At 69.0% G+C, this 14,326-nt stretch carries 19 protein-coding genes, 1 tRNA gene and 1 pseudogene; 14 read left to right on the plus strand and 7 right to left on the minus strand.

What is annotated here, in order from left to right:
* Nucleotides 1–130 precede the first annotated feature (130 nt).
* The gene (locus L1066_RS13875; RefSeq protein ID WP_235736886.1) at nucleotides 131–547 is read left to right on the plus strand and encodes a hypothetical protein; all 417 of its coding nucleotides are present in this window, start codon (nucleotides 131–133) and stop codon (nucleotides 545–547) included.
* 167 nt (nucleotides 548–714) lie between these two features.
* The gene (locus L1066_RS13880; RefSeq protein ID WP_235736887.1) at nucleotides 715–1,095 is read left to right on the plus strand and encodes a hypothetical protein; all 381 of its coding nucleotides are present in this window, start codon (nucleotides 715–717) and stop codon (nucleotides 1,093–1,095) included.
* A 34-nt stretch (nucleotides 1,096–1,129) separates the two neighbouring features.
* Here the strand turns inward: L1066_RS13880 and L1066_RS13885 are convergent, their stop codons facing one another.
* Complete coding sequence (locus L1066_RS13885; RefSeq protein ID WP_235736888.1) at nucleotides 1,130–1,654, minus strand: hypothetical protein; 525 nt, start codon at nucleotides 1,652–1,654, stop codon at nucleotides 1,130–1,132.
* Between the two features lie 102 nt (nucleotides 1,655–1,756).
* Between L1066_RS13885 and dcd the strand changes: the two genes are divergently transcribed.
* From dcd to L1066_RS13900, 3 genes are all read left to right on the plus strand, one after another.
* Nucleotides 1,757–2,332 carry a dCTP deaminase gene (gene dcd / locus L1066_RS13890; protein WP_235736889.1) on the plus strand — a complete coding sequence of 192 codons (576 nt, stop codon included), beginning with the start codon at nucleotides 1,757–1,759 and terminating at the stop codon, nucleotides 2,330–2,332.
* Nucleotides 2,332–3,093: an SGNH/GDSL hydrolase family protein gene (locus L1066_RS13895; RefSeq protein WP_235736890.1), complete on the plus strand. Its 762-nt coding sequence runs from the start codon at nucleotides 2,332–2,334 to the stop codon at nucleotides 3,091–3,093. The genes dcd and L1066_RS13895 overlap by 1 nt, the downstream gene beginning before the upstream one ends.
* A 27-nt stretch (nucleotides 3,094–3,120) precedes the next feature.
* A tRNA-Gly gene (locus L1066_RS13900) sits at nucleotides 3,121–3,196 on the plus strand.
* Nucleotides 3,197–3,243: 47 nt separating this feature from the next.
* Here L1066_RS13900 and L1066_RS13905 read toward each other — a convergent pair.
* Nucleotides 3,244–3,903 (minus strand): lysophospholipid acyltransferase family protein, encoded by a 660-nt coding sequence (locus tag L1066_RS13905; protein WP_235736891.1) that lies wholly within the window; start codon nucleotides 3,901–3,903, stop codon nucleotides 3,244–3,246.
* A 65-nt stretch (nucleotides 3,904–3,968) separates the two neighbouring features.
* On the opposite strand from L1066_RS13905, the gene L1066_RS13910 reads away from it, so the two are divergent.
* The gene (locus tag L1066_RS13910; protein ID WP_235736892.1) at nucleotides 3,969–4,523 is read left to right on the plus strand and encodes a TetR/AcrR family transcriptional regulator; all 555 of its coding nucleotides are present in this window, start codon (nucleotides 3,969–3,971) and stop codon (nucleotides 4,521–4,523) included.
* Between the two features lie 63 nt (nucleotides 4,524–4,586).
* Here the strand turns inward: L1066_RS13910 and L1066_RS13915 are convergent, their stop codons facing one another.
* From L1066_RS13915 to L1066_RS13925, 3 genes are all read right to left on the minus strand, one after another.
* Nucleotides 4,587–5,546 (minus strand): siderophore-interacting protein, encoded by a 960-nt coding sequence (locus L1066_RS13915; protein ID WP_235736893.1) that lies wholly within the window; start codon nucleotides 5,544–5,546, stop codon nucleotides 4,587–4,589.
* Nucleotides 5,547–5,639: 93 nt separating this feature from the next.
* The gene (locus tag L1066_RS13920) at nucleotides 5,640–6,062 is read right to left on the minus strand and encodes a VOC family protein (protein ID WP_235736894.1); all 423 of its coding nucleotides are present in this window, start codon (nucleotides 6,060–6,062) and stop codon (nucleotides 5,640–5,642) included.
* A 68-nt stretch (nucleotides 6,063–6,130) separates the two neighbouring features.
* Complete coding sequence (locus tag L1066_RS13925; RefSeq protein ID WP_235736895.1) at nucleotides 6,131–6,649, minus strand: GyrI-like domain-containing protein; 519 nt, start codon at nucleotides 6,647–6,649, stop codon at nucleotides 6,131–6,133.
* 111 nt (nucleotides 6,650–6,760) lie between these two features.
* On the opposite strand from L1066_RS13925, the gene L1066_RS13930 reads away from it, so the two are divergent.
* Both L1066_RS13930 and L1066_RS13935 read left to right on the plus strand, forming a co-directional pair.
* Nucleotides 6,761–7,402 (plus strand): DUF2461 domain-containing protein, encoded by a 642-nt coding sequence (locus L1066_RS13930; protein ID WP_235736896.1) that lies wholly within the window; start codon nucleotides 6,761–6,763, stop codon nucleotides 7,400–7,402.
* Between the two features lie 6 nt (nucleotides 7,403–7,408).
* Nucleotides 7,409–9,046, plus strand: coding sequence for an ABC-F family ATP-binding cassette domain-containing protein (locus L1066_RS13935; protein ID WP_235736897.1), 1,638 nt, complete (start codon nucleotides 7,409–7,411; stop codon nucleotides 9,044–9,046).
* Nucleotides 9,047–9,056: 10 nt separating this feature from the next.
* On the opposite strand, the gene L1066_RS13940 is transcribed toward L1066_RS13935, so the two are convergent.
* Nucleotides 9,057–9,503, minus strand: a complete 447-nt coding sequence (locus L1066_RS13940; RefSeq protein ID WP_235736898.1) for a nuclear transport factor 2 family protein — start codon at nucleotides 9,501–9,503, stop codon at nucleotides 9,057–9,059.
* 114 nt (nucleotides 9,504–9,617) lie between these two features.
* Here L1066_RS13940 and L1066_RS13945 point away from each other — a divergent pair, with 114 nt between their 5' ends.
* Nucleotides 9,618–10,175, plus strand: coding sequence for a hypothetical protein (locus L1066_RS13945; protein WP_235736899.1), 558 nt, complete (start codon nucleotides 9,618–9,620; stop codon nucleotides 10,173–10,175).
* Between the two features lie 65 nt (nucleotides 10,176–10,240).
* Here the strand turns inward: L1066_RS13945 and L1066_RS13950 are convergent, their stop codons facing one another.
* On the minus strand, nucleotides 10,241–10,918 hold the full coding sequence (locus tag L1066_RS13950; RefSeq protein ID WP_446499909.1) for a Crp/Fnr family transcriptional regulator: 678 nt from the start codon (nucleotides 10,916–10,918) through the stop codon (nucleotides 10,241–10,243).
* A gap of 75 nt (nucleotides 10,919–10,993) precedes the next feature.
* On the opposite strand from L1066_RS13950, the gene nth reads away from it, so the two are divergent.
* From nth to L1066_RS13975, 5 genes and pseudogenes are all read left to right on the plus strand, one after another.
* The gene (nth, locus tag L1066_RS13955) at nucleotides 10,994–11,773 is read left to right on the plus strand and encodes an endonuclease III (protein ID WP_235736901.1); all 780 of its coding nucleotides are present in this window, start codon (nucleotides 10,994–10,996) and stop codon (nucleotides 11,771–11,773) included.
* Entirely contained in the window at nucleotides 11,770–12,441 is a 672-nt protein-coding gene (locus tag L1066_RS13960) for a TlpA family protein disulfide reductase (protein WP_235736902.1), read from the plus strand. The genes nth and L1066_RS13960 overlap by 4 nt, the downstream gene beginning before the upstream one ends.
* On the plus strand, nucleotides 12,438–13,139 hold the full coding sequence (locus L1066_RS13965) for an NUDIX hydrolase (RefSeq protein ID WP_235736903.1): 702 nt from the start codon (nucleotides 12,438–12,440) through the stop codon (nucleotides 13,137–13,139). The genes L1066_RS13960 and L1066_RS13965 overlap by 4 nt, the downstream gene beginning before the upstream one ends.
* Nucleotides 13,136–13,510: pseudogene (locus tag L1066_RS13970) on the plus strand (CvpA family protein); the annotation flags it as partial. The gene L1066_RS13965 and the pseudogene L1066_RS13970, both read left to right, overlap by 4 nt.
* Nucleotides 13,474–14,313, plus strand: coding sequence for a MarP family serine protease (locus L1066_RS13975; protein ID WP_235737055.1), 840 nt, complete (start codon nucleotides 13,474–13,476; stop codon nucleotides 14,311–14,313). The pseudogene L1066_RS13970 and the gene L1066_RS13975, both read left to right, overlap by 37 nt.
* Nucleotides 14,314–14,326: the final 13 nt, after the last annotated feature.

Genomic DNA, 14,326 nt, shown 5'->3' on the forward strand with positions numbered 1-14,326 from the left:
ACCTGACTGCCCCCGAACCCGAAGCCGCCGCACCGGCGGCCGAGGCTCCGGCCGAGCCGGCCCCTGAGGCCCCGGAAGGCCGAAGCGCCCAAGGCCGCACCGGCAGCCGAGGTCCCCGACCTCAACGCCGGTGGCTCGCTCTTCGACATCGCGGCCTCCGAGCCCGGGCGCAGCCGCACCGGCAGCACCCGCCGAGGAGACCGCGACGGAGCCGGCCCCCGAGGCCCCGGAGGCCGAAGCGCCCGAGGCTGCGCCGAAGACCGAGGCACCTAAGGCGGCAGCGCCGGCCGCCCCGATCCCCGACCTCAACGCCGGCGGTTCGCTCTTCGACATCGCGGCCCCCGAGCCCGAAGCAGCTGCACCTGCTGCCCCGGAACCGGAGGAGGCACCGGAGGCCGAGACGCCTGTCGAGGAGGTACCCGTCGAGGCACCGGCCGCGGAGGAGCCTGAGGCCGAGGAGAAGCCGGCCACCGAGTCGACCAGCGGCCCGGAGAACACCCCGAAGCAGGCCGACATCAACCAGGCCAACTCGCTGTTCGACCTCTGAGGTCACGTTCCACCATCAGCGCCGTGCCGCGGTGTCACCTCATGACACCGCCGTACGGCGCTGATGCATTTCCCTCGATTGAACCCGGCTGGGGTGCCGAGATGCCGTGACATCTCGGGAGCGGACTCGTTGAGCACAGAGACGACGAGGCCCGAGGAGTGCACACGATGGAGTTGATCGGCATCGAGCTGACCGAGTTCACTCGGCGCTCCCGATCGATCCTCCTGAAGCACTGCGACCTGGCCCTCGACCGGGTGCTCCTGGTGGGAGAACGCGTCGTACTCTGGGAAGCCGTCACCAGCGCCTACCACTCAGGCACCGTCGTGGACACCGACGTGGTGGGCGACGGCGATCTCCGCTACCGCCTCGAGGTCGGACTCCGACTTCCCGAAGGCATCGCGCTCGACCGGGTCACGGGCATGTCCCCCGATCCCTCTGCGCCGAGCAGTTGCGATCTCCTGGACACCCACGAGGTCCTCGCACTGCTCAGGCAGCTCCGCTTCGAGCACGCCGAAACACGGCCGCGCGGCCTCGCTCACGACCGCTGAACACCCGGTCCGGTGAGTGCCGCGCCCGACGACGTCAGTCGCGGGTGTCCGGCTTGACGCGCTGCTTCAGGAACTCCTGGGTGAACTCGCGTACGTCGCGTTCCTGGCTCGAGCGCTGGGTCACCCGGATGACGCCGTCCCTCACCTTGGCCACACAGGTGACCTCAGGGCTGGTCACGCACGGGATCTGGTCGTCTGCGGCGGAACCGTCGAGGGCCTTCTCGATGCCGGTTCCCGGCAACCACTCGACGACGACGGTGGCGCGTCCGTCGCCGCGCTGGTCGTAGTGGGTCTCGATGTCACGATCACGGGCCTCGGGCGCCCGGTCGGGCATCGTCAGCTTCACGCCCTGGACCTTGTCGGGGAACCCGAAGCGCACCTCGTTGCCGTGCTCTGCTCCCCAACGACTCAGCACGAAGATGACCACCAGGAACACGGCGACGCCTGCGCCCAGGTAGGCCCAGCGACGGCGTGGGTCGATGCCGGGTCCGGTGACGACGACCTCATGGCCGATGTGCGCAGCGCGACCGTCGCGCGTGTCAGGGGCGGGTGTGCTCACCGCTCAAATGTAATCGGTCGTCCCACACCACCCGCCGAGCGGTCGCCGGTCCAGCCGGCGAGCCCCTGACTGGGGTCGGTGCGACGCCGATATTCTGCCCCAATGCTGCTCTCCGACCGCGACATCCTGGCCGAGATCGAGGCCGACCGGATCGCCATCGAGCCCTACGAGCCGGACATGGTGCAGCCTTCCAGCATCGACTTCCGCCTCGACCGCTTCTTCCGCGTCTTCGAGAACCACCGCTATCCCCACATCGACCCCGCGGCCGACCAGTCCGACCTGACCCGTCAGGTCGAGCCGGTGGGCGACGAGCCGTTCATCCTGCACCCGGGCGAGTTCGTGCTCGGTTCGACCTACGAGCTGGTCACGCTCCCCGACGACGTCGCCGCCCGCGTCGAGGGCAAGTCGTCACTCGGCCGCCTGGGGCTCCTGACCCACGCCACCGCCGGCTTCGTCGACCCGGGCTTCAGCGGTCACGTCACGCTCGAGCTCGCCAACGTGGCCACGCTTCCGATCAAGCTCTACCCGGGCATGAAGATCGGCCAACTGTGCTTCTTCCGACTGTCCTCTCCCGCGCTGCACCCCTACGGCTCGGCGAAGTACGGCTCGCGCTACCAGGGTCAGCGCGGACCCACCCCGTCGCGCTCCTTCCAGAATTTCCACCGAACCGAGATCTGATGTCCTACCTGCGTTACGTCGCCCTCGGCGACAGCTTCACGGAGGGCGTCGGCGACCCCGACCCAGCACGCCCCAACGGATTGCGCGGCTGGGCCGACCGGGTCGCCGAACAGCTCGCTCGCCACGACAGTGGTTTCCGCTACGCCAACCTGGCGATCCGAGGTCGCAAGCTGCCCGCGATCCTTGCCGAGCAGATCGAACCCGCGATCGCCCTGGAGCCGGACCTCGTCACCATCTACGCCGGCGGCAACGACATGCTCCGGCCCAAGGTTGATCTCGACGCAAGCGTGGCGGCGTACGACGAAGCCCTCGGCAAGCTCGCTGGCACCGGGGCACGCCTGCTCGTCTGGACGGCGTTCGATGCCGGTGACAGCGGCGTCTTCGGTTCCCTGCGCGGCCGCTTCGCGATCTACAACGAGCTCGTCCGCGATGCCGCCGACCGGCACGGCGCGACGATCGTCGACTTCTGGCGCTTCCGCGAGTACCGCGACTGGCGCTACTGGGACGAGGACCGCCTCCACATGGGGCCGGCCGGCCACCAGCACATGGCACAGCGAGTGCTCGAGATCCTCGGAGTCCCGCACACCATCGAGGACCCCGAGCTGCCCGAGCTCCCGGTCCGCTCCCGCCGCGAACAGTTGCGGCACAACGTGGACTGGACACGTACCTCGGCGCTCCCATGGGTGCACCGACGCCTGACCGGCCGTTCGTCTGGCGACACGATCACCCCCAAGCGGCCCACGCTGGCGCCGATCGAGTAATATCGCCTCGATCACTCAGGTGGTCGTGCGGACGTAGCTCAGTTGGTAGAGCGTCAGCTTCCCAAGCTGAATGTCGCGAGTTCGAACCTCGTCGTCCGCTCCACGGCTCGATGCCCTGCTCACCGTCTCCGGCGCAGGGCATCGGCCATTTCAGGAGCGTGACGCATAGTGCTCCCGCGGTTCCTGCCCGACCAGCTCCCCGATCGCCGCCATGAGCGCGTCCGTGACCAGTCGCGGCGCCACAGGATCCTCCGGGTCGTACGCCGCCAGGTCCATCGGCTTGCCGAACGTGACGGTCACCCGACCACGACGCCAACCGCGCCGACCGCGTGGGTCGACCTCCGCCGTACCCGTGATGCCGACCGGCACCACAGCGGCACCGGGGACGGCCAGCGCGACACGGGCAACGCCGGTGCGGCCCCGGTGCAGCTGCCCGTCGGGTGAGCGGGTCCCTTCGGGATAGATCGCCCAGACGTCGCCGGCCCTCAGCACCTCCTCCGCCGCGCGGAGCGAAGCCACCGCGCTCCGGCCGCCGGAACGATCGACGGGGATCTGGCCGGTGACCGAGCAGAGCCAGCGCTCCACCTTTCCGCGCAGGCCGGTCCCCGTGAAGTACTCGGCCTTGGCGATGAACCGTGGTTTCCGGGGCAGCACCAGGCACAGCACCAACGAATCGATCTCGGCACGGTGGTTGGCCGCCAGGATGACCGGGCCACTGCGCGGGATCCGCTCGAGTCCGATCACTTCTGGGCGCGCGAACCAGCGCACGATCGGCCCCAGGACGATCCACTTGAGCAACCAGAACCACATGTGCGCCCGCCAGCCGTAGACAATGTCTACTGGCAGTCTCGCGCATCGCGGTAGACACTGTCCACATGAGCGCCCGCGAACGCCTCGTCAGCGTCGGCACCGAGATGCTGGAGGAGCACGGGCTCGCGGGCATCTCGCTGCGATCGATTGCCAGCTCTGCGGGCGTCTCCCACGGCGCGCCGCGCCGCCACTTCCCCACCTACCGAGCCCTCCTGGCCGCCATCGCCCGCGGCGGCATCGAGGCCCTCGACCTTGAGATCAGGCCAGCGCTCGCCGACTCCGAGCCACGCCGCGGGATCCGACAGGCGGCCGAGGCCTATCTCGACTTCGCAGCGGCCCGCCCCGAGATGTTCGCCCTGATCACCCGCCACGACCTGCTCGAGGGCGCCGGCGGCGAACTGCGGGAGATCACGGCCTGCTGGTTCGCGGACCTCCGCCAGGCCCTCGGCCGCGCCCGCGGGGATGCGGTCTCCGCCGAAGACTGTTTGGCACTGTGGGCGGGAGTGCACGGCTTGGCCGCCCTGACCAGCCGCCGCACCACCGAACCCGTCGGCTCACCCGACCGCGACAAGGCGCTCTCCCTGATCCTGGACGCAGGCTTTCGCCCACACCAGCCCTGACCACCTCGCCGAAGTCGCCCGGAATCCCACCGAGGGCGCCCGCGCGACCACGACTGGGCGCGATCAGGAGCGCATCGCGACGCCCTGGCGCCAGTAACCCATGAAGGCAACCTGGCTGCGATCGATCTCGAGCTCCTTGACCAGCACCCTGCGCAGCGCGGTGACCACCTTGGACTCACCGGCGATCCAGGCATAGATGCCTGCCAGGTCGTGTCCGACGATCCGGCTCTCCACGATCTCCTCACCGGAGGACGACCACGTCGGTGTCTCCCAGAGGTCGGGATCCACCACGTCGTCGGGCACGGCGGCCAGATCGATGGCCTTGTCGTCCAGGCCGAAGTGGTCGCGTACGGCAGCAGTCAAGGGCTCACCATGCTTCTGGCCGTTGCGCGGCAACCAGATCACTTCGACACCCGGAGGCGCGATGAGGTGCAGGATGTCGGCGGTCAGCGGGACCTCGAGGAGCGCCGTACCCACAGCATTGGCGGGCAGTTGCTCCAGGATCGCAGACACGGCGGGGACGGCGGTCTCATCGCCCACGAGCAGCAACGACCGGGCGGTGCCCGGCTGGAACTCGATGCCGCCGAAGTCGCTGCCCAACCGCGGACCGACGAGCACGAGCTTGTCGCCCGGTCGCGCCGCAGCCGCCCAGCGCGACGCCGGACCGGATGCGCCGGGCACGAGGTGCAGTACGAAGTCGATGACCAGGCGAGTCCCCTCGCCACGGCCGATGACGCGGCGCACGGTGTAGGTGCGCATGTGGCCGCGCTCATCGTCGGAGAGCTCCGTCCAAGCGGTGTACCAGTTCTCGGCCCCGGAGCGGTCGAACTGCGCCAGTTCCCCCGATGCGTTGGGGAAGATCAGCTTCACCCGCTGATCCCACGTCGGCCCGTCGACACCGAACTCGGCGAGCGCCGGACCGCCGAACTCGATCCGGACGAAGGTGGGCGTGAGCAGTTCGACTGCCATCACCTCGACCTCGTCGACGATCATCGGAGGGAGCATGGTCGCGGTCTCGGTCATCAGGGTCTCCTTGGTAGACACTTAGGCAAGGCTAACCTCTAATGAAACCGATGCCAACGTCCGGGGTCGCCGCAAACGGACCGGCGATCGAACTCAGCCCTGGTCACCAGCGATGTTGACCATCCAGATGTGGCCGAACGGATCTGCACACTGTCCGAACCAGTCACCCCACGGCGCCTTCTCCAGGGGCACGTGCACCTCGCCACCCTCCCCGAGTCGGTCGAACCAGGCACGCAGGGTCGGCTCTTCGTCCGCAGCCCCGCTGAGCGCAATCTGGGCGACCCTGATGTCGTCTGCCGACATCGAGACGGGGGTGTCACTGCACATGAGCGTCTGCCCGTCCGGCGTCGTGAGCTGGCTGTGCATGATCCAGCCCTGTTCCTCCTCCTCGAGCCCCATCCCGCCCATGTCGGCGAAGGTCATCCTGGTCACCTCACCGCCGAAGACGGACTGGTAGAAGTCGATCGCCGCAGCGGCCTGGCCGCGAAAGCAGAGATACGGATTGAGCACGGACATGTTTCCTCCTGAGTTTGGTTGTTGGAAGGCAGACCGGACTCGTCTGCTGGATTCATCGCCTCAGGTGGTCACGACAGCGGGATGACCAGATCGGTGCGCAGCTCCTCCACCTCGGTCTGGCTGGGATCGGTCACATAGATCTCGATCACCCTCGTACGCCCCTGCGCCTGCGGGTGCTCACCCAACCGCTGCCAAACAGCCCCGAGCCCCTCGAAGGAACCCAGATGACTGACGACGAGCGCCGTTCCGGTCGGGAAGGTCCCCTCCATCACTCCGTCCGGAAGATCGGCAGGAACAGAAGCAGACCTGACGGGCACGAGACTCATCGCCGCCGGGCCCGCGATCGGGAAGCCGATGGTCAGCTCGAAACTGCCGCTGACCTCCCCGTCATAGATCGCGTAGCCGGGCCCGATCGGCCCGAGTCCGGAGAGCACGGCGAAACCGCCGTCGAAGAGGGCCGGCAGGTCATCGAGCGTCACGTCCGTGTGACGCATCTCGACCACCCGGACCCGGTCGTCGAGCTCCACGTCGGTCGGCATGCGGAACGGGGTGTCGGAGAGGACGAGTGGCGGGGTTCTGGTGGTCATGGTCCATTGGACCTGATCCGGCCCGCCCTGTCATCGGCCACCAGGCCTTTTTCTGTCCGACGACCACGACCGGATTGCCCTCCCCGACCGCGTGTCCCTAGGCTTGTTCCCATGACCTTCGAGGGCTTCACCGAGACAGCGCTGGACTTCTACGACGACCTCGAGATCGACAACACCCGCTCCTACTGGGAGGCGCACAGGACGACGTACGCCGAGCACGTACGCGCGCCGATGACCGCACTGCTCGCGGCGGTCGAGGACGAGTTCGGCGCAGCCAAGGTCTTCCGCCCCTACCGCGACGTGCGCTTCGCGAAGGACAAGACGCCCTACAAGACCCATCAGGGCGCCTTCGTGGGTCTCGCGCCGGCAACGGGTTGGTATGTCGAGCTGTCCGCACGTGGAGTCCGCATCGGCGGGGGCTTCTACGAGGCAAGTCCCACCCGACTCGCCGCCGTACGCTCGGCCATCGACGACGAGCAGACGGGCAAGGAGCTGGAGAAGATCGTGCGCCGACTCGCCAAGGGTGATTGGGAGGTCGGCGGCAACCGCCTCAAGACCAAGCCGCGCGGGTACGACGCCCATCACCCCAGGATCGACCTGTTGCGGCACCGCTCGGTGGTGGTGACCCGCGACCTCGGCTTCGACGCGGTCATCCATACCCCCGAACTGGTCGACGTGCTGCGCACGGGGTGGCGCGAACTGCGGCCCCTCGTCGAGTGGGTCGCCGCCCGCACCGACACCTTGGAGGGCTGAAACCCCGTGAGTGGCACCCTCGTCGCGAAGGACCTGGCCGGCGGATTCGGGCACCGCACCCTCTTCGAGGGCCTCGACCTCACCGTTGCTCCCGGCGATGTCGTCGGTGTGGTCGGTGCCAACGGTGCCGGCAAGTCGACCCTGCTGCGACTCCTTGCCGGGATCGACACACCACTGGACGGCACCGTGTCGACCGCACCTGGCGACGCCTTCGTCGGCTTCCTGCCCCAAGAACACGAGCGACTCCCCGGCGAGACCGTTGCCGACTACATCGGGCGGCGTACCGGGGCAGCCGAAGCGACCCGTGCGATGGAGGAGAGCGCAAGCCAGCTGGGCAGCGACACGCCGGGCGCCGACGACGCCTACGCGGCGGCGTTCGACCGGTGGATGGCCAGCGGTGCCGCCGATCTCGACGACCGTCTGCCGGCCACGCTGGCCGAGCTGGGCCTCGAGTTGGGTCCCGAGGCCCTGATGACGTCGCTCTCCGGCGGCCAGACGGCACGCGTTGCCCTGGCCGCACTGCTGCTGAGCCGCTTCGACATCGTCCTGCTCGACGAACCGACCAACGACCTCGACCTGGCCGGCCTGGAACGCCTGGAGAAGTTCGTCCAGGGCCTGCGGGCCGGGGTGGTGCTGATCTCCCACGACCGCGAGCTCCTCGCCCGGTGCGTGACCCGCATGGTCGAGCTCGATCTCGCCCAGAACGAGGTCACGGTCTACGACGGCAGCTACGAGTCGTTCCTGGCCGAACGCGCCACCGCGAAGCGTCACGCCCGCGAGACCTACGAGGAGTACGCCGACAAGAGGGCCGACCTGGTCACGCGAGCTCGCACACAACGCGAATGGAGCTCCCAGGGCGTCCGCAACGCGATGAAGAAGGCGCCGGACAACGACAAGGTCCGACGCCGCGCGCAGAGCGAGTCCTCGGAGAAGCAGGCCCAGAAGGTACGCCAGATGGAGTCGCGGATCGCCCGACTCGAGGAGGTGCCGGAACCGCGCAAGGAGTGGGCGCTGCAGTTCCGGATCGCCTCCGCTGCGCGTGGCTCGACGGTGGCTGCCACCTTGGACCAGGCGCAGGTGATGCGTGGCGACTTCACTCTCGGGCCGGTGTCGCTCCAGGTGAACGCCGGCGACCGGATCGGGATCACCGGCCCCAACGGCGCGGGCAAGTCCACGCTGCTCGGCCTGCTGCTCGGCGACATCGAGCCGACCCTCGGCCGCGCATCACTCGGCGCCAACGTGGCGGTCGGGCGGATCGACCAGGCCCGCACCGGCCTGGCCGACGACGTCCCCCTGGGTGAGGCCTTCGAGGCCGTCGTACCCGACCTGACGCCTGCCGAGGTACGCACCCTGCTGGCGAAGTTCGGCCTCAAGTCCGACCAGGTCACCAGCCGGGTGGATCGACTCTCCGGTGGTGAACGCACCCGTGCGGCGATGGCCCTCCTGCAAGCACGCGGGGTCAACCTGCTCGTGCTCGACGAACCCACGAACCACCTCGACCTGCCCGCCATCGAGCAGCTCGAGCAGGCCCTGGACCAGTACGACGGCACGCTGCTGCTCGTCTCCCACGACCGCCGTCTGCTCCAGAACGTGCGCGTGGACCAGCGCTGGGAGGTGACAGCTGGGGCGGTCAGCGTTCGCTGACCCGGATCGCTCAGGCCTTGGTGTAGCTCGCCATCGTGCGGTCGGGCTCCCAGAAGGCCTTCATCGACAGCACCTGGCCCTCGTCGTCGACCACGTAGACCATGATCAGGTCGGTCGTGGTGTGGCTGCCGTCGGCGAACGTCGTCCGGATCTGACCGATGTTGGCGCAGGTGTTGCTGCCGGGGTTGGCGAACGAGTCGTTGATCGTGAACCGGAACTGGTCGACGGGCTCGATCGCAGCCTTCCAGAAGGCACTGATGCCTTCGTGCCCGTGGTGGCCCTTGCCCTCGGCATCGAACATCGAGGGGCCGACCGGGTCCTCGAGCACGGCGTTCGCGGCATAGACGGTGAGCCACTGCGCGAGATCCTTCTTCGCGACAGCCGCATAAGAGCGCTGCGAGGCCCGGCGGGCCGGGTGGTCGTCGTCGGGAGCGTTCCAGATGATGGCGTCGGTCATGGCCGCAGCCTACGCATCTTCTAGAACTCGTTCTAGTGTCGCTCCCGGAAAATGTTCACCCGCGTGACACCTCGTCCTGCGCCTCCGGCAACCCGCGACACCCACCGTGGAGCCATGGCCAAGAACAAGATCTTCCTTCACGTCGGTCCCGAGCCCCGCACCCTGACCCACACCGACCTGATCGACCACAGCACCCTCCTCGCCGGCGCCGGCTGCCTCGTCCCCACCATCGCCCAACAGGCGCTCGACTCTGCCGCCACCGAGATGCTGCGCACCCACCGCGCGCACGGCCTGCACCGCCGCGACGTCGAGGGCAGCTGGGCGGGGATCACCCGCGGCCTGTGGCGCTTGGGCATCGACGTGGCGATCTCACAGCCACGGTTCGCCGAAGCCGACGGCGACCAGTTCGCCCTGGTCCTCGACCACCTCGCCGGACTGGAGGTGCACGTCATCCTGCTGAACCGCGCCGGCACCTCCACGCTGCCGGGCTGGACCACGCAGGTCCCCGAGAGCCGCCTGCACGTCCGCGAGATCGAGGACGACGCGGCGGCGATCGACCTGGCCGAGACCATCACCGGCGTCATCTGGGCGGTACGTCGCAACGACGAGCAGGGACGCATCTCCCGGCTGCGCGTCTTCAGCCAGCGCCGGCGTACGTCCCGGGCTGCCTGACACCACCAGCCGCACAAATCACGAGTGGCCGTCCCCGAGGGGACGGCCACTCGCTGTGTCTGGGGTCAGCGCGCGCGGCGCGACAGACGCTCGATGTCCATGATCACGACGGAACGGGGCTCCAACCGCAGCCACCCGCGCGAGGCGAAGTCGGCGAGTGCCTTGTTGACCGTCTCGCGGGAGGCGCCGACCAGTTGGGCCAACTCCTCCTGCGTGAGGTCGTGGTGCACGTGGACGCCGTCGTCGGCGGTGCGGCCGAAGCGGTCGGCGAGGTCGAGCAGCGCCTTGGCGACACGGCCCGGCACGTCGGAGAAGACGAGATCGGCGACGACGTCGTTGGCCTTGCGCAGGCGAGCGGCCAGCTGGCCCAGGAGGCCGTAGGCCACGACCGGACGACCCTCGAGCCACTTGGCGAGATCGTCGTGGGAGAGCGACGCGAAGGCGACGTCGGTGACGCAGGTGACCGTCGCGGAGCGCGGACCCGGGTCGAAGAGGGAGAGCTCACCGAACATCTGGCCGGGGCCGAGGATGGCCAGCAGGTTCTCGCGCCCGTCGCTGGAGGTGCGGCCGAGCTTCACCTTGCCGTCGAGGACGACGTAGAGCTTGTCGCCGGAGTCCCCTTCGTGGAAGAGCACCTCGCCGCGTCGCAGCCGCGACTCCGTCATGGACGAGCGCAGCGCGGTGGCCGCCTCGTCGTCGAGGTGGCTGAAGAGCGGCGCTTGGCGCAGCACGTCATTGTCCACGAGGTCCTCCATCTGGGTAGAGCGTCGAAGCGAGCACAGGTCCGGCTCGATTCTAGTAGTGCTTTCAGTCACATCATGGCCTATTGGCCCCCGCGCGCCCACATCGGGTTCCCCCGTACGTCGTCGGGGCCGCCACGTAGGCTGGTGGCCGTGCTCGCCAGCGACTCCCGGACCTCAGTCGTCCGACGTGCCCGCAAGGTCAATCGTGTGCTGGCGCAAACCTATCCTGACGCCAAGTGCGAACTCGACTTCGACAACCCGTTCCAGCTGCTCGTGGTGACCGTGCTCAGCGCGCAGACCACCGACAAGCGGGTCAACAAGGTCCGGCCGACCCTCTTCGCCGCCTACCCCGATCCGCAGGCCATGGCCGCTGCCGACCGATCCGCACTCGAGCAGATCGTCGGTCCGCTCGGTTTCTTCCGCCAGAAGACCGAGTCCCTGCTCAAGCTCTCGAGCGCTCTCGTCGAGCACCATGACGGGCAGGTGCCGGGCCGGCTCGACGACCTCGTCAAACTGCCCGGCGTCGGCCGCAAGACCGCCAACGTCGTGCTGGGCAACGCCTTCGACGTCCCCGGCATCACCGTCGACACCCATTTCGGCCGTCTCGTCCGCCGCTTCGGCTGGACCACCGAGACCGACCCGGTCAAGGTCGAGTTCGCGGTCGGCGACCTCTTTCCCAAGCGTGACTGGACGATGCTCAGCCACCACGTCATCTGGCACGGACGGCGCATCTGCCACGCCAAGAAGCCCGCCTGCGGGGCGTGCCCCGTCGCGAAGTGGTGCCCGTCCTACGGCGAGGGCCCGGTCGACGCGGCCGCGGCCGCCAAGCTGGTGCGCACCGAGGGCCCGGCATGACGGCAGCTCTCCCGAGCCGTTGGCACACGGCTGCCCTCGCGGCTGCGGCGAGCCTCCTGCTCCTCGGGGGCTGCTCCGCGCTGACCCCGCCCGACTCCTCGGGCGGCAGCCATCGATCCAACGTCTCGGTCGACACCCCGCAGCTGCGGGAGATGAAGGCCGAGACGTTGCTGCCCAACTGTGTTCCGGGCGAGGGCGGCGCCGTCGACGGCGGGATGCCTGCCATCACCCTTCCCTGCCTGGGCGGCGGCACCAGCGTCGACGTCTCCACGCTGCGCGGCCCCATGGTGATCAACCTGTGGGCGGCCTGGTGCGGCCCCTGCAAGCGCGAACTCCCGATCTACCAGGACTTCCACGAGCTCCATGGTGACGAGGTGGCGGTGCTCGGCATCGACTTCAACGACGCCCAGCCCGGTGCAGCCCTGGAGCTCGTGCGCGAGTCCAAGGTGTCCTATCCGCAACTGGCCGACGTCAACAGCGACCTCTCGCTCGCCGACCCACTGCCCAACCTCCCGGCACTGCCCGGCATCCTCTTCGTTGACGCCGACGGGGTCGTGGTCGACGCCAGCGGCACCCCGCGGGTCGTCTTCGAGGAGATCGATTCGGTCCAGGAACTCGAGGACCTCGTCAAGGAGCACCTCGGCATCGACTTGAAGGCAGGCACGTGAGCGCTCCCGCATGGCTCGACCCGGTCATCTCCGGGATCGACACGATCCGCGCCGACGACCTGACCCGGTTCGTGCCGCCCGAGAACCACCGGGGTCGGCGGGGCGCCGTACTCGTGCTCTTCGCGGACGGTCCACAGGGCCGCGACCTGCTGCTCACCGAGCGCGCCCACACGATGCGCTCGCATCCCGGCCAGGTGGCCTTCCCGGGCGGCGGCATCGACCCCGGCGAGACGCCCGTCGACGCCGCACTGCGTGAGGCGTGGGAGGAGACCGGTCTCGACCCGACGGGCGTCGAGGTGCTGGGCCAGCTGCCCGAGCTGTGGCTGCCGCCCAGCGACTTCGCGGTCACACCGGTGATCGGTTGGTGGGAACGCGAGACGCCGGTGACGACCCACTCGGTCGAGGAGGTCCACGCCATCCATCGGGTGCCGTTGCGCGAGTTGATCGAGCCCGAGCACCGGGTCGCCGTGCAGGGGCCCAACGGCTGGATGGGACCGGGCTACCTCATCGGCCCCGACCACGACGTCCTCCTGTGGGGCTTCACGGCCGGGATCATCTCGCGCTACTTCGAGCACATCGGCTGGGCGACGCCGTGGGACACGGCCCGGGTCGTGGAGTTGCCGCCGCACATGATGAAGGCTGAGCCTCGCGGCCGCGTCCCGGCACCCAACACGACCCTGAGCGAGGACGAACGATGAACTTCCTCGACATCCTCCTCATCATCCTGGTGCTCACCTACGCGTTGTCGGGCTACTGGCAGGGCTTCATCACCGGCGCCTTCGCCACCGTGGGCCTGCTGCTCGGCGGCCTGCTCGGCATCTGGCTGGCTCCCTTGGCGCTCGGCGACAAGGACCCGTCCACTTGGGTCTCGCTGGGCGCACTCTTCATCGTGATCCTCGCGGCCAGCCTCGGTCAGGCCAGCTTCCAGTACGCCGGCGCACGAGCCCGGTCCCTCATCACCTGGCAGCCGGCGCGAGCCGTCGACGCTGCGGGTGGGGCGCTGCTGAGTTCCGCGGCCGTCCTGCTGGTGGCCTGGGCGCTGGGTGTCGCGGTGAGCGGCTCACAGATCGGCGCGGTCACTCCGCTCGTGCGCGAGTCCGCCGTGCTGGCCAAGGTCGACCGAGCGATGCCCGACCGGGCCAACGAGGCGCTCAACGCCTTCAACACCGTCGTCGGCACCAACTTCTTCCCGCGCTACCTCGAGCCCTTCGCCCCCGAGCGCATCGTCGAGGTGAAGCCCCCGACACCGCCCGCATCATGCGCGATCCGGACGTGCGTGACGCGGCCGCGAGCGTCGTCAAGATCCATGGTGAGAGCCGATGCGACCGCGGCGTCGAGGGCAGTGGCTTCGTCTATGCAGCCGGACGGGTGATGACCAATGCCCACGTCGTTGCCGGCGTCACCGATCCAACGGTGCTGGTCGGCGACGACCGACACCCAGCGCGCGTCGTGCACTACGACAGCGACCTCGACATCGCGGTGCTGGCCGTCGACGGCCTCGACGCTCCCGCGCTCTCGTTCGAGCGCGAGGTGGGCGAGCGCGCCAACGTGGCGGTGCTCGGCTACCCCGAGGACGGGCCGTACGACGTGCAGGCCGGCCGGGTGCGCGCCGAGCAACGGCTCCGCTCCCCCGACATCTACAACGAGGGCTCCGTGATCCGTGAGGTGCTCTCGCTGCGCGCACTGATTCGGCCCGGCAACTCAGGCGGCCCGGTGGTCAACACCAACGGCGACGTCGTCGGCGTGGTCTTCGCCGCTTCGGTCACCGACAAGGACACCGGCTACGCGGTGACCGCCGACGCCGTCAGTGGTGCGGCCGACGCCGGCCGCACCGGCACCCGGGCGGTCGACACCGGCGACTGCACCGGTTGAACCGGACGGCCAG

Origin of the sequence: Nocardioides alcanivorans (genome assembly GCF_021555175.1) — a bacterium.
GTDB lineage: Bacteria > Actinomycetota > Actinomycetes > Propionibacteriales > Nocardioidaceae > Nocardioides > Nocardioides alcanivorans.